Annotated in this window: 14 protein-coding genes, 1 tRNA gene and 1 pseudogene; 10 read left to right on the top strand and 6 right to left on the bottom strand. The window is 42.3% G+C overall.

The features are described 5' to 3' along the window. The 5 genes from gloA2 to C4S61_RS01365 form a co-directional block, all read right to left on the bottom strand. Positions 1–390, bottom strand: coding sequence for an SMU1112c/YaeR family gloxylase I-like metalloprotein (gene gloA2 / locus C4S61_RS01345; protein WP_103922990.1), 390 nt, complete (start codon positions 388–390; stop codon positions 1–3). Between the two features lie 68 nt (positions 391–458). Continuing rightward, a complete protein-coding gene (locus C4S61_RS01350) occupies positions 459–2,528 on the bottom strand; it encodes a S9 family peptidase (protein WP_103922991.1) in 2,070 nt (689 codons plus the stop codon). 38 nt (positions 2,529–2,566) lie between these two features. Next, a complete protein-coding gene (locus C4S61_RS01355) occupies positions 2,567–3,076 on the bottom strand; it encodes a DUF1016 N-terminal domain-containing protein (RefSeq protein ID WP_103922992.1) in 510 nt (169 codons plus the stop codon). A 3-nt stretch (positions 3,077–3,079) separates the two neighbouring features. Beyond that, complete coding sequence (locus C4S61_RS01360) at positions 3,080–4,387, bottom strand: D-alanyl-D-alanine carboxypeptidase (protein ID WP_103922993.1); 1,308 nt, start codon at positions 4,385–4,387, stop codon at positions 3,080–3,082. Between the two features lie 217 nt (positions 4,388–4,604). Beyond that, on the bottom strand, positions 4,605–6,821 hold the full coding sequence (locus C4S61_RS01365) for a sodium-translocating pyrophosphatase (RefSeq protein WP_103923160.1): 2,217 nt from the start codon (positions 6,819–6,821) through the stop codon (positions 4,605–4,607). A 226-nt stretch (positions 6,822–7,047) separates the two neighbouring features. Between C4S61_RS01365 and C4S61_RS01370 the strand changes: the two genes are divergently transcribed. From C4S61_RS01370 to C4S61_RS01385, 4 genes are all read left to right on the top strand, one after another. Next, positions 7,048–7,332, top strand: coding sequence for a hypothetical protein (locus tag C4S61_RS01370; protein ID WP_317046035.1), 285 nt, complete (start codon positions 7,048–7,050; stop codon positions 7,330–7,332). Positions 7,333–7,400: 68 nt separating this feature from the next. Continuing rightward, positions 7,401–7,808 (top strand): DUF4174 domain-containing protein, encoded by a 408-nt coding sequence (locus tag C4S61_RS01375; RefSeq protein ID WP_103922994.1) that lies wholly within the window; start codon positions 7,401–7,403, stop codon positions 7,806–7,808. A 110-nt stretch (positions 7,809–7,918) separates the two neighbouring features. Continuing rightward, complete coding sequence (locus tag C4S61_RS01380; RefSeq protein WP_103922995.1) at positions 7,919–8,155, top strand: hypothetical protein; 237 nt, start codon at positions 7,919–7,921, stop codon at positions 8,153–8,155. A 113-nt stretch (positions 8,156–8,268) separates the two neighbouring features. Then, positions 8,269–8,342: transfer RNA gene (locus C4S61_RS01385), tRNA-Pro, on the top strand. Between the two features lie 253 nt (positions 8,343–8,595). On the opposite strand, the gene C4S61_RS01390 is transcribed toward C4S61_RS01385, so the two are convergent. After that, a complete protein-coding gene (locus tag C4S61_RS01390) occupies positions 8,596–8,841 on the bottom strand; it encodes a transposase (RefSeq protein WP_235009718.1) in 246 nt (81 codons plus the stop codon). 397 nt (positions 8,842–9,238) lie between these two features. On the opposite strand from C4S61_RS01390, the pseudogene C4S61_RS22190 reads away from it, so the two are divergent. The 6 genes and pseudogenes from C4S61_RS22190 to C4S61_RS01415 all read left to right on the top strand — a co-directional run. Then, positions 9,239–9,750 (top strand): annotated as a pseudogene (locus C4S61_RS22190) (IS66 family transposase); the annotation flags it as partial. 84 nt (positions 9,751–9,834) lie between these two features. Then, positions 9,835–9,969, top strand: coding sequence for a transposase domain-containing protein (locus C4S61_RS22195; protein WP_235009745.1), 135 nt, complete (start codon positions 9,835–9,837; stop codon positions 9,967–9,969). A 241-nt stretch (positions 9,970–10,210) separates the two neighbouring features. Next, positions 10,211–10,444, top strand: coding sequence for a thioredoxin family protein (locus tag C4S61_RS01400; RefSeq protein ID WP_103922996.1), 234 nt, complete (start codon positions 10,211–10,213; stop codon positions 10,442–10,444). Between the two features lie 81 nt (positions 10,445–10,525). Next, entirely contained in the window at positions 10,526–11,263 is a 738-nt protein-coding gene (locus tag C4S61_RS01405; RefSeq protein WP_103922997.1) for a hypothetical protein, read from the top strand. 64 nt (positions 11,264–11,327) lie between these two features. After that, complete coding sequence (locus C4S61_RS22595; RefSeq protein WP_200820521.1) at positions 11,328–11,438, top strand: DUF2024 family protein; 111 nt, start codon at positions 11,328–11,330, stop codon at positions 11,436–11,438. A 157-nt stretch (positions 11,439–11,595) separates the two neighbouring features. Beyond that, positions 11,596–12,204, top strand: a complete 609-nt coding sequence (locus C4S61_RS01415; RefSeq protein ID WP_103922998.1) for a MarR family winged helix-turn-helix transcriptional regulator — start codon at positions 11,596–11,598, stop codon at positions 12,202–12,204. Positions 12,205–12,461 lie beyond the last annotated feature (257 nt).

Genomic DNA, 12,461 nt, shown 5'->3' on the forward strand with positions numbered 1-12,461 from the left:
TTAAATCTCGTAAAGTTCGATCGGTAAATCATCCGGATCAGGAAAAAAAGTGAAGCGCTTGCCGGTATGTTCGTCCACCCGAATGGGTTCGGTGTTAATTCCTGATTTGATTAAAAAGGCGATGGATTCCTCGATGTTTTCAACTTCAAATGCCAAATGCCTGAGTCCGCAGGCTTCGGGTCCGGAGGTTCGTATAGGAGGATCTGGAAATGAGAAAAGCTCGATCAAATAAAGTCCGTTTAGCTCCAAATCCAATTTGAAAGACTTCCGATCCTGCCGAAAGACTTCACGAATTATTTTGAATCCCAATACATCAGTGTAGAACTTCTTGGACCGCTCATAATCTGAGCAGATAATGGCGATATGGTGAAGGGATTTGAGATTTATCATATTTTCGTCAATTGTCGACAGTCCACAGACCACGGTCAACAGCTGTGGTCTGTGGACTGTGGACCAGATTAATCTATCAAATGCTTTTTCAAAAAATCCGCTGTGGCCTGATGCACACGTATCATATTGCTCCATTTCATCCAATGATGGGTATCACCGGGGATGAAAATCGACTCATAAGGCTTGTTCATTTCCTCAAATCTCCGAATCAAGTTGGTGGTTTGACTTACGTTGACATTGCGATCATCGTCTGAATGAATGAAAAGTACAGGAGAAGTCCAGGTTTTCAGATCGGCGATGGGAGAGGATTTCCAAGCGATTTCTTTGGCCGATTCATAGTCTGGAGCCACCTCATATCCTTCCGGTAAATCATATCTGCCATCCAGATCATGCACACCGTGGATATCTACTCCAACTTTGAATAAATCTGAATCTCTAGCCAAAGCCAAAGCAGTATGATAACCGCCATAACTCCCTCCATAGATTCCGATTTTTTCGGGATTCACTTCAGCCAGCGAAGCTAAAAACTCTCCCCCGGCTTTAATGTCCTGGTACTCTACTGCTCCCTGATAGTAGCCTTTTGCAGGTCGGTGGAATTCATAGCCATAGCCGATTCCCAGACGATAATTCACCGAAAGGACTACAAAGCCAAGTTCGGCCAAGTATTGATTCAGGGCATAGGCATTGGAATAATAATCCATGTAGCTCCATCCCAAGAGCATCTGCCGCTGCGGGCCGCCGTGGACAAATACGATTCCCGGTTTTTTGGCCGATCCGCCTTCTTTTTCAAAGAGCTGACCATAGACGGTTGTGCCATCGGGAGCTTCAAATTTTACCTGTTTTGGAGTGACCAAACGAGAAACAGGGAAATCAGTTGGAAGTGAATTTTCCTGGAGCAGGAAAGTTGAAGCGCCATTTTTTATGGCAACTAAATGTGAGCGTTGAGGTGTGGCGGAGAAATAGGCGAGTTTTCCATTCTTACCAACAGAAACGGGGTAAGCTTCAATTCCGGTACCGGAAGTTTCCCACTTCAATTTTTTTGAACTCAAATCAACCGATCCAATGTGTCTTCTATCTAAATCTTCCTTTTCGGGACCCGCATTGGCCGAGAAGACCAGTTTTTTTCGATCCGAACTCATTTTCACCTGCTCGATCATGTAGTCCCCGGGGGTCAGGATTTGAATTTTTCCCGAAAGAATATCCATTGAATATAAGTGCTGCCAACCGTCTTCATAGGATTGAAAGATCAATTCGGAATCAGTAGAAAAGTCAAAAAAGCCAGGAGAATATGAGCCTCTGAGCGTTTCAGGCGCCTTCCAAAGTTTCTTACCCTCACCAGTTTTTATATCAGCAATCCAAATTTCCCAAGGAATATGTCGGGGTTCGAGCAGGGGAAAGGCCGCACCTTCTCCGCCTCGGGTTCGGATAAACGCGATTTGGGTTCCGTCAGGCGACCATCTTGGATTGGAATCCCGGTGAAAAGAAGCTGCCAAAAACTGGATCGGAGTATTCTCATCCCGATAGATTCCCAACAGCTGATGACCTCCACGATTGACAGTGAATGCCAGACTTTTTCCATCTGGAGAAAATACCGCAGAATTGACAGTTTCCTTGATTTGAAAAAGTTGGGCTGGTTTCACTGATCCCTCAAGCTCGCTTTTCCAGATTTGACCGCCCTTCAAAAAAGTTAATTGGCTGGGAAAACCTAGTGAAATATCATCTCCTTCGATGATTACTCCGGGCTTTTTTGATTCCAAATTTACTTTCCAGATTTCGACCTTGGGAAGTTGGGGTAAGTTTTGTGCATTGACTGTGGAAGAGGCATTTCCTCCTCCGTGATCTCCACCACGAACGAAAACAAGGTATTCACCATCCGGAGAAAATTGAAGGCTACTGATTTCCTGTCCGTCATCTTCATTGAATGCGGTGAGTTTTTCAGGAATGAATTCAGGGCCTTTCGCCCAATACACATTTCGCTTTCCCTGCTCATTCATCGCCCAAGCGATGGCTTCTTCAGTCGGAGAAGCTACCAGTTCGGATGGGAAACTGAACTTCCCTACCTGCTCCATGGTGAAGGATTGGGAGAAGATCGAGTGGGAAACTAAAAGAAATAGGAAAAATTGGAGGAGGTTTTTCATGGTTTATTCAATCTCGAGGAGTTTTTCTAGTTCGGTGGCTAATTGTTGTTTGTTAGGTAAATAGAGTTGTATCGCATTTTATCCTTGCTGATAGGGATTCGGTGAAAAAGCATGCTCTTCATTTGCCGTTTCAACTCCCTTACGCTCCAGTTTTCCTTTTCACATTGCTTGGTGTAAAACCCTATTTCAAGTTCCTGATCTGACTTAATTATTTCTACGTAGTGACTCCAATTCAATTGTCCAGACAGTGTCTGGATTTTTGGAAATTTCAGATAATACTGTCTGATCTGAAAAAGATTTGAGCGGCTAAATCCCTTTCCGAATTCCATAGAAAGATCTCTGGAAAGACGATCAAGTAATTCAGACCCATACTCAGCTTTGTTTTTACCACTTTGCTCAAATTCAACAATATGCCTGCCTATTTGCCAATAAGTTTGAACCAAAATGGTGTTTATAGCTCTACCTGCGTGCTCTCTGCCCAAGGGAAGAAGTTCCGAGATTTGGGTTTTTAAGCCAGAATAAAAGTTGTTGTCAGCTTTGATTTCCATTGGCTAATACGTATCATGAATATAATAAAGCACCTTCTGAAGTTCAGTTTTCAGGTCATTGGACGGGATTTGGTAATTATTCATCAAGCAGGAGAAATGAAGAATTTTGCCGCTCTTGGTGATCAGGTAGCCACTGAGTGAATTGGCCATGCTGAGCGTACCTGTTTTTGCATAAATATAGGGAGCCTGACCTTCATCGGCTTTGTACCAGCTTCGGATCGTGCCTGATTCTCCTCCTGAAGGAAAATAGGCTTTGATTTTCTCCAGCGGGACTTCTTCCCTGATTTTTTTCAGCAGTGCAATAATGGATCTTGGAGTAAACATATTTCTCGACGATAACCCCGAACCGTCGTACCAAACAGGTTCATCAGGTAGATCCGCCAATAGGTTTTCTTTGGCATAGCTTATGGCTTCCGATGTGCTGAGAGTATTTGCAAGTTGATCCGAAACCAGCAGCAACAATTGCTCAGCAAGGAAATTGTCACTTATTTTCATCATTTGTGCGTAGATGCTGTCTACCGGATGCGTCTGAAGTTTATTTGGATCGAGTTTTAAGTAGGATTCATTCTTGATCAAATCAACTCTTTTTTCCAGTAATTCGGAGAGCATAACTGAAGTTAGTTCAGCAGAAGTGACAAAGGGTATGTCGGTTTCAAAGTCTTCATCGACTTTTTCATAGGTGATTTGGTAAGAAAATAGGTTGGAAAACCGGTCCCTTCTAAATTGATATCCTTGCCAGTTTTCTGTTTCTTTTCCCGAAAGCAAAGTTCTAAATCGCTCAGGAATAACTGAGATCTTTTGGTCATCCTTAGCTTTTTGGAAACGCACCACATTTCCATACATGGGAAAGGCGGATCGCTCAGTAGCATAGTAGGCATTGTACCAATCCCAAGCCCATCCAGGTCCAAATGCGTTTACCTGATCGAAGTTATTCAGCAGGTAAAGGTTCTTACCTGAGTTTTTCAGGAAATCCAGCACCTTGTTATTTTTCAAATCAGGATGAAGAAAGCTTGGATCCCCTGTACCCCAAAAAATCAGGGAATCACCTTTTTCCAGATAATTCAAGCCATTTACCAATCCACCTCCCAAAATGGAATAGGCTGTGTAAAAAGTGAAAAGCTTCGTGTTGGAAGCCGCAATAAAGTAGTTGTCCGAATTAATCTCTACCAGTGGCTTTTCCTTTTCAGGATCAACCAACATAAACCCAAAGTGACCTTTTTCAAAGACTTCAGATTTGGAAAGGGATTTATTGATTTTTTGGACGGTGCAGGAGGATAAGACGATTAGTAGGCCGAGGATAATTTTCTTCATACCTGAAATTAGGGTTTCCCGCTGATTTTCGCGGAAAAACTAGCGGATTTTCACAGATCGACTCCTGTCTTAAATTCAAAATTCTTTGGAGTACTTAGGATTTGCAAAATTTTAGACCTGGCAGGTTTTCAAAACCTGCCAGGTCTTGGATATGCAAAGTCAAAAATAAAACCGCCCCTTTTGATCAGAGGCGGTTTTCGATTTGGTTGTGAATTAATTATTTGGTAATCGTGATCGTTTCGGTTTCGATTTTTTTACCGTTTACGATTTTGATTTCTTTTTTCACTTCTTTTTTTACCACATTCTCACTTAAGGGACTACTGTGAGTACCTTCGGAAATATGTGGAGCAATGACCAAGGCTACGATGGACATCAATTTGATCAGGATGTTCATAGAAGGTCCTGAGGTATCTTTGAACGGATCACCTACTGTGTCACCTGTGACGGAAGCCTTGTGAGGCTCTGATTTCTTGTAGTACATTTCTCCGTTGATTTCCACGCCCTTTTCAAAGGACTTTTTGGCATTGTCCCAAGCGCCACCGGCATTGGATTGGAAAATTCCCATTAAAACTCCTGAAACAGTGACGCCTGCAAGGGTACCACCCAATACCTCAGGTCCAAAAGCAAAACCGATGATGATCGGAGAAAGTAGCGCAATCGCTCCCGGAGCGATCATTTCACGGATCGAAGCTTTGGTGGAGATTTCCACACACTTTTCATATTCCGGCTTGGTTTTGTATTCCATGATGCCCGGTATCTCTCTAAACTGACGCCGTACTTCGTTCACCATATCCATTGCAGCACGACCTACGGCAGCAATAGCAAGTGAGGAGAAGATAAATGGAATCATTCCCCCAACGAAGAGTCCCGCGAGTACGTCTGCTTTGTAAATGTCAATCGCGTCTATTCCTGCGATACCGACAAAAGCAGCAAACAAGGCCAAGGAGGTCAAAGCAGCAGAGGCGATGGCGAAGCCTTTTCCAGTTGCCGCTGTAGTATTTCCTACAGCATCCAAAACATCCGTTCTGCCCCGTACTTCTTCCGGAAGCTGACTCATCTCAGCAATACCACCTGCATTGTCTGCGATAGGGCCAAAGGCATCGATTGCCAGTTGCATCGCTGTAGTAGCCATCATACCTGCAGCTGCGATAGCCACGCCATAGAGACCAGCAAATTCATAGGAACCGTAAATGCCTCCTGCCAAAACTAAAATTGGAAGAACTGTGGATTCCATTCCTACAGAAAGTCCACCGATGATATTGGTTGCGTGACCCGTTCCTGACTGCTTGATAATGGACAAAACCGGTCGCTTGCCCATGGCCGTATAATATTCTGTGATGATGGACATCAAGGTACCGACTACCAAGCCTAAGACAATGGCATAGAAAACGTCCATGTTGGTGAATTCATAGCCTCTGATGGAAAGGGTTTCAGGAAGCATGTATTGCACTACAAAAAATGAAGCGATACCGGTGAAAATGATGGAGGACCAGTTCCCCATATTCAGCGCCTTTTGTACATCTCCTTTGTCGTCTTTGATCGTGACAAATGCCATCCCCATAATAGAAAACACAATCCCCAAACCAGCCAAAACCATAGGAAGTAGGATGGGAGCAATACCTCCGAAGGCATCAATCGAAACAATCTCCCGACCCAGTACCATGGTGGCAAGAATAGTTGCCACGTAAGATCCGAACAAATCGGCACCCATACCGGCTACGTCACCTACGTTATCACCTACGTTGTCAGCGATAGTAGCAGGATTTCTAACGTCATCTTCTGGAATTCCTGCTTCTACTTTACCTACCAAATCCGCTCCGACATCGGCAGCTTTGGTATAGATTCCTCCACCTACACGGGCAAAAAGTGCTATAGACTCAGCTCCCAAAGAAAAACCTGCCAATACTTCCAGTGCTTTTTCCATTTCGATACCATTTACTCCGGCACCTACACTGACGACAAACACTTGATATAAGATGATAAACAACGAACCAAGGCCCAAAACTGCCAAACCTGCCACACCAAGTCCCATCACAGATCCACCTGTGAAGGAAACTTTAAGCGCATGCTTTAGACTCGTACGAGCCGCCTGAGTAGTTCGAACATTCGCCTTGGTGGCGATTTTCATTCCGATGTATCCTGCAAAAGCAGAAAGAAATGCGCCGATGAGAAATGAAATTGCAATCGTAGGGTGGGAAGTTTCGACCAGCATACCCGACCACGCCAAAACAATAGCAGCAATAATAGCAAAGTAGGAAAGTACTTTCCATTCCGCTCTTAAAAAGGCCATGGCTCCGTCGGCAATGTAGCCGGCTAATTCTACCATGTTTTTGTCTCCTGTGGCCTGCTTTAATACCCAGGAGGATTTGATAGCCATCACGATCAGGCCCAGAATCCCGAGAACCGGGACCATATAAATCAACGCTTGTTCCATACTGTAATTTGATTCAATTTGGGTTTTTGAAAATTGCTTGGGCAAATATAGAATTAATCCAATACCAGCCAACTGGAAAGCGAAATAGGGAAACTTGATCGATTTTGGAATAATGTAGCCCTAACTGTAGTTTTCTGAAATTCAACTGATTGTCAATTTTATATGCTATCAGCTAATTTAAGTTGTGAGGATGTTTAATTTTGAAAGGAAATTAAATGAGCATACAATGATGGATCCTTCACATGAATTTCTGAATTTGGACCCGGTTGAGGAAAAGTTTGGTCCGGAACTTTTGGCCCTGTGGTATGATGGAAAGGGCGATTGGAAGCTGGCCCACGATCAGGTAGATCATCTTTCAGGTAAATCTGCTGCCCGTGTTCATGCCTACCTGCACCGAAAGGAGGGCGATCTTTGGAATGCGGATTATTGGTACTCTAAAGCCGGTGAGGTGCGTCCACTTGTTAGTTTGAAGCAGGAATGGGAAGACTTAGTCAACCGATACTTAGGTTAGATTTCAAATTTGACCTTATTACTTGAGATTAATCTAAACCAATTCACACTGACAAAAGTAATAGTAGTATGAGCTTCTTGATCTTTAATTTCATTTTACTATCACTTCTGTTTTCAAATCCCAAAACTCCCAAAGATTTGGTTTGGAAGCATCGGGTATTGATCATTCAATCTTCAGAGTTGGATTCAGTTTGGTTTCAGGATAACCTAAAGGAAGATTTAACGGATCGGAAACTGCTGATTTTTCATTTTCAGCAGGGTACTTTACTGAAAACCAATTTTGAGGAGAAAATTGACTCCGGCAAATTTTTGGAAAAGCTCAAAAACTCCGATGAAATGGAATACCGCTGGGCATTGATCGGTCTGGATGGAGGAGTGAAAAACCTGGGAAAATCGAATCCTTTACCCTTGGAAATTTTTAGGATCATTGACTCCATGCCCATGCGAAGCGCTGAAATCAGGAAATCCGGAAAATGAACTGATTTAGTTTGGTTTTTGTCCTAAAAACTACCGAAAAATACCCTCTAGAGGGTATTTTTCGGTAGTTTTTAGAAGACTATTTTTGAGGAAACTTCTAAAAATTATCTATGAAATTCTTTTATCTATCCTCTAAACCCAATAATCTAGGAATGTTTGAAGTCCACGAAAAAGAGTGTGAAGCCATTCCGGATGCGATTGACCGAGATTATCTCGGACCTTTTAATAACGGGAAAGAAGCACTGAGAAAAGCCATCTTGATTAATCCGAATTCTGTTTGCTGCGAGAAATGTTGTACCTCGAATTTTAATGCCTTGTTTGGACAATCAAAATCCCGGGAAAATTGAAATCCTGATTTTTAAGAACCAAGTTTTAATTCTAGGTTTGAATAACGTGTTTTAGAAAACCTTGAATTTGAATTTTATTAAATCCTTTGAAAGCTTAAATTTGAACTCCAAATCGGGGTGTGGCGCAGTCCGGTAGCGTACACGTCTGGGGGGCGTGTGGTCGCAGGTTCAAATCCTGTCACCCCGACTTGATTATCAGGGAGTTACGAGAATTAAAATCGTAACTCTTTTTTTTTTGCACAAGATTTGCATAAAAGTGACTTTATTTCTTTCAGATTCTTACTTTGAATTAATTCGTTTTAGTTCTTCAAGTATCTTTTTTTGAAGATCAATTAGGGTCTGCTTAAAAACTCGAGATTTTCATATCCTTAAAACCAGTCCAGACTCGAATCTGGACTGGTTTCTCATTTCCATTGGGTTGAAATTTATGTTTTCCATTGTCAGTAGTGCACACATGAAGGTCTCCCTCGCTGAAAAACCCAAGCACAACAGTACTTCCCCAGCCAGTTTGACCAGGTGAGCACTAAGATGATTGCGGCGATCCACGACTGGCTGGTATCCTTGAGTCTTGACTTGATCCGGTTCAATCCGTATCCTGTCTTTGCCTGACCAAACTTGCCTTTTATCGGATTCCGCTCTCCCGCTCTTAGGTGGTATTCTACTGCCTGGGCCGATGGCCTGCTCAAGGGCTTGGCCGCCAGTCTAATCCCTTTGTCCTTCAGCCATTTTCTGTTTTCAAGGTTACATTAAATTTTATCGGCCAATACTTTTGTAGCTTTTTCTGGCCTTTTGCCGATATGTTCTGGGCTTCTTGCCAACCGGTTGTTTGGATCCAGCTGGTTGTAAAATGGAGTTTGGAAACCGACCAACGTAAGTTGGTTGGGGCTGTACTACGGGCTGTTTGGTGCACGTCTTTTGGTGGTCTTGGCCATATTTTCTGGCACTTGGTTATCCTTAAATTCCCAAGAATATCCCGAAAATTCCAAAAAAAATACATTTTAAAGTTTATCAACAGGCCCCGAGGACGAAACACCGATCAAAGTTCTGGACAGAGATCACAAAAACGGAATTCATCAGGGGTACATGTGGCTCTACCATGCGCCGGTGGACAGGCTCGTGCTGTTTGACTACCGAAGAGGCCGGGATCAATCCGGCCCCAAAGCCATGCTGGCAGACTTTAAAGGGATCATCCAGACCGATGGCTATAGTGTCTATGATGCGCTATTTGAAAACCATCCTGATATCCATCTCACGTTTTGTATGGCCCATGCTCGCAGATACTTTGTCGATGCGGTTAAGGACGATGAAAAGCAAGCCAACTACGTGCTGGACCAAATGCGCACGCTATACCTGCTGGAAGAAAAACTGAATGCTGAAAACGCGACTTGGGAACAGCGGACTGAGGCCAGAAAAAACATGCGGTTCCCGTTTTGGAAGCACTGGGTAGCTGGCTGAAAGAAAATCTTTACAAGTACAGACCGACAAGTCCGATGGGCAAAACCATTGCCTATGCCCACAAACGCTGGGTAGGACTCAGTGCCTATACACTCCACGGACAGATGGAAATCGACAACAACCTGGTCGAAAATGCGGTTCGTCCACTTGCCATAGGAAGAAAAAACTACCTCTTCGCCGGTTCACATGAGGCGGCTGAGATGACCGCAGCGATGTATTCCTTCATGGCCAGCTGCAAAAAGAATAATATCCATGAGTTTGAATGGCTCAAAGATGTCTTCGAACGAATCCAAAGTATAAACCACAAAAGCCTCTACCAGCTGTTACCCTCTAACTGGAAAGAATACCGCCCTACATAATTTTTTTTACTTACAATATGGGTTGGTCGGATGGATACAGTTAAAACTGACTTTTAACTACTGCAATGAAAACGGACTCTTAGACAAGCAAATTAATCTCTTCTTTCAAATTTTTTTTGACTGATTATCAATGACTTCCTACATTTTTAAAAATTATCCTATAAAGTAATTCTAATAGTAAGGAGTCCTTACTATATTTGAATCAGCAATATCGCTAAACAAAGTTTTAAACATTAATCAAATGGCAAAATCAGTTTTCTATCACGCAGGATGTCCAGTATGCGTGAGTGCAGAGCACGACATCGTTAATCTAATTGGGGCTGATAATGTAGAACTCGTTCACCTTGGCGAAGACCGTAACCGTATTGCAGAAGCTGAAAAAGCAGGTGTAAAATCCGTTCCAGCTTTGTTAACACCAAGCGGAAATGTACTTCATCTTAATTTTGGTGCGTCTATGGCTGAGGTAAAAGGCTAAAAAAATTTCCGTCTAAATGTTAGGAGTCCTAATTTTATTAGGGCTTCTAACCTAATTTTCAACCAATAATGTTCAAAAAAAATGAAACAATTATTTCTTCTTCTCGGACTTTCGCTTTTCGCAGTTCAAAGTTATGCCTGCGACAAATGCGGAAACTACAACAATGACGATTTCCAAATTAAAGGTGTGAGCGTAAAACACTCGGCCGACATAGCGGCTACCATTTGGGAAATTGCCGTAGAAGGAACAGCAGGAAAAACAACACCTACACCAGCAGGACAACTGAATGGAGCACCTGTTTTGGGCTACGTTTTCCCAACTTCCTTGAAACCAACCGTTGTTGGATTTAGTGATACCGAAGGCATAGTGGCCCTTGCCCTTACTTCACATCCTGATTTTGACGACACACCGCTGTGGGATGAAAACACAGACCGCAATTTTGACAATGACGGTATTATTTGGCATCCGCATTGGGTAATTTTAACCGAAGACAAACGTGTGGAAGGTGGTTTGGCAGTAAAACAATTCGACCCAAAAGACACGAGTGTGGTGTTACCACCAACCAATCCAGGAATGCCAATGTATATGGATTCACCAGGCTTTCAGGTCATCACCAATGGAAATACTATAAAAGTGGTTGTTCCTGATTATCGAATTAACAATAAAACGGATTTTTCTTATGACGGAGTTGCAGCCTATATGCAAGTGAATACAGGCGGAGACGGCGGACACGGTGGCGGAGACAAACCAATGCTTGGTGTTTACAAAGTGTATTCAGTGGCAAGTGGAGATTTGTCGCTACCCTATAAAGTAAAATAATATTTTTTGCCCTGTAAAGTTAGGATTCCTATCTTTGCAGGGTTTCATTTGTTATAAAACAAAAATGAAAGTAGCAGTTTGGGAGACCTATTCAACAAAAAAAGACGGTAACGTGATGCACTATGACATTATCGCAACCGAAGAAGATAAAGACACTGTCGTAATTTACAGTTAGGATAGAGATTATCTGAAAACCAAAAATAAGACAGACAACCCTTAATATCCAAAAGAATGTAGCTTTTTCCACATTGAAACCGTGAGATCTCCAAGGGAAAAAGAAATCAATCCTAAAGGATATTTTATAAGTGAAATGGAAAATTGTAAATCAATAAATGAAACATTCAACTTTTAACCTTAACGAGCAAAACCAGAAAATTGAAAGCCGAATTGTGGTGGCTTTGGAACGAATTTCGGAGGCGTTTAGAGTGTTGCTTTGGAATGAAAGTAAAGAAAACTCATTAAGTCCGATCCAAATCCAAATTTTGATTTTTATTCACTTTCACGACTTGGAAAAATGTAAAGTGGGTTATTTGGCGGACGAGTTCAATATGACCAAAGCCACTATTAGCGATAGCGTCAGGGTTTTACTTTCCAAAGAATTAGTTACCAAAGAAACAGACCCGATCGACACCAGAAGTTATACCCTCTCACTTACTGACGAAGGAAAAAAAGTAGCCAAAAAAGCATCATTCTTTGCTTCTTCCATTGAGCAACCCCTTGAAAAACTGACACAAGAACAAAAAACAATAATGCTTAACGGTTTATTGGGATTGATTTACAACCTAAATAAATCAGGTATAATTACCATTCAAAGAATGTGTTTTACTTGCTCTTTTTACCATGCGGAGAACGGTATACATTATTGCAATTTACTGAAAACAAAGCTTGCCGAATCTGAAATCCGGGTGGACTGTCCTGAACACGAAGTGCTTAAGTCATAAAAATAAAGGTCAGCTTACAGCATGGCATATGCGTAAAGCAGGCTGAATTACTAAAATTGAGTATTTTTCAACTATCAAGGTTTTGTGCGGGCGGACAGTGAATTGCTCCGAAATCCCACACTACGCTTTTTCTTGTTCGATGAGCAAAATCCCAAAAAACCCACCCAGTCCTTTCCAGACTCTTTTCACCAATACTTCTATCGGTTCATTTAGGCAAGGAGGCTAATCTTTTCCTATGGTTTTGACTTTTGGAAAAG

The sequence above is a fragment of the Algoriphagus boritolerans DSM 17298 = JCM 18970 genome (assembly GCF_900108085.1).
Taxonomy (GTDB): domain Bacteria; phylum Bacteroidota; class Bacteroidia; order Cytophagales; family Cyclobacteriaceae; genus Algoriphagus; species Algoriphagus boritolerans.

Bases quoted from the DNA above. Each gene is read 5' to 3' on its own strand.
- gloA2 (WP_103922990.1), bottom strand. From the start codon at position 390: ATGATAAATCTCAAATCCCTTCACCATATCGCCATTATCTGCTCAGAT.
- C4S61_RS01350 (WP_103922991.1), bottom strand. From the start codon at position 2,528: ATGAAAAACCTCCTCCAATTTTTCCTATTTCTTTTAGTTTCCCACTCG.
- C4S61_RS01355 (WP_103922992.1), bottom strand. From the start codon at position 3,076: ATGGAAATCAAAGCTGACAACAACTTTTATTCTGGCTTAAAAACCCAA.
- C4S61_RS01360 (WP_103922993.1), bottom strand. From the start codon at position 4,387: ATGAAGAAAATTATCCTCGGCCTACTAATCGTCTTATCCTCCTGCACC.
- C4S61_RS01365 (WP_103923160.1), bottom strand. From the start codon at position 6,821: ATGGAACAAGCGTTGATTTATATGGTCCCGGTTCTCGGGATTCTGGGC.
- C4S61_RS01370 (WP_317046035.1), top strand. From the start codon at position 7,048: ATGATGGATCCTTCACATGAATTTCTGAATTTGGACCCGGTTGAGGAA.
- C4S61_RS01375 (WP_103922994.1), top strand. From the start codon at position 7,401: ATGAGCTTCTTGATCTTTAATTTCATTTTACTATCACTTCTGTTTTCA.
- C4S61_RS01380 (WP_103922995.1), top strand. From the start codon at position 7,919: ATGAAATTCTTTTATCTATCCTCTAAACCCAATAATCTAGGAATGTTT.
- C4S61_RS22195 (WP_235009745.1), top strand. From the start codon at position 9,835: ATGGCCAGCTGCAAAAAGAATAATATCCATGAGTTTGAATGGCTCAAA.
- C4S61_RS01400 (WP_103922996.1), top strand. From the start codon at position 10,211: ATGGCAAAATCAGTTTTCTATCACGCAGGATGTCCAGTATGCGTGAGT.
- C4S61_RS01405 (WP_103922997.1), top strand. From the start codon at position 10,526: ATGAAACAATTATTTCTTCTTCTCGGACTTTCGCTTTTCGCAGTTCAA.
- C4S61_RS22595 (WP_200820521.1), top strand. From the start codon at position 11,328: ATGAAAGTAGCAGTTTGGGAGACCTATTCAACAAAAAAAGACGGTAAC.
- C4S61_RS01415 (WP_103922998.1), top strand. From the start codon at position 11,596: ATGAAACATTCAACTTTTAACCTTAACGAGCAAAACCAGAAAATTGAA.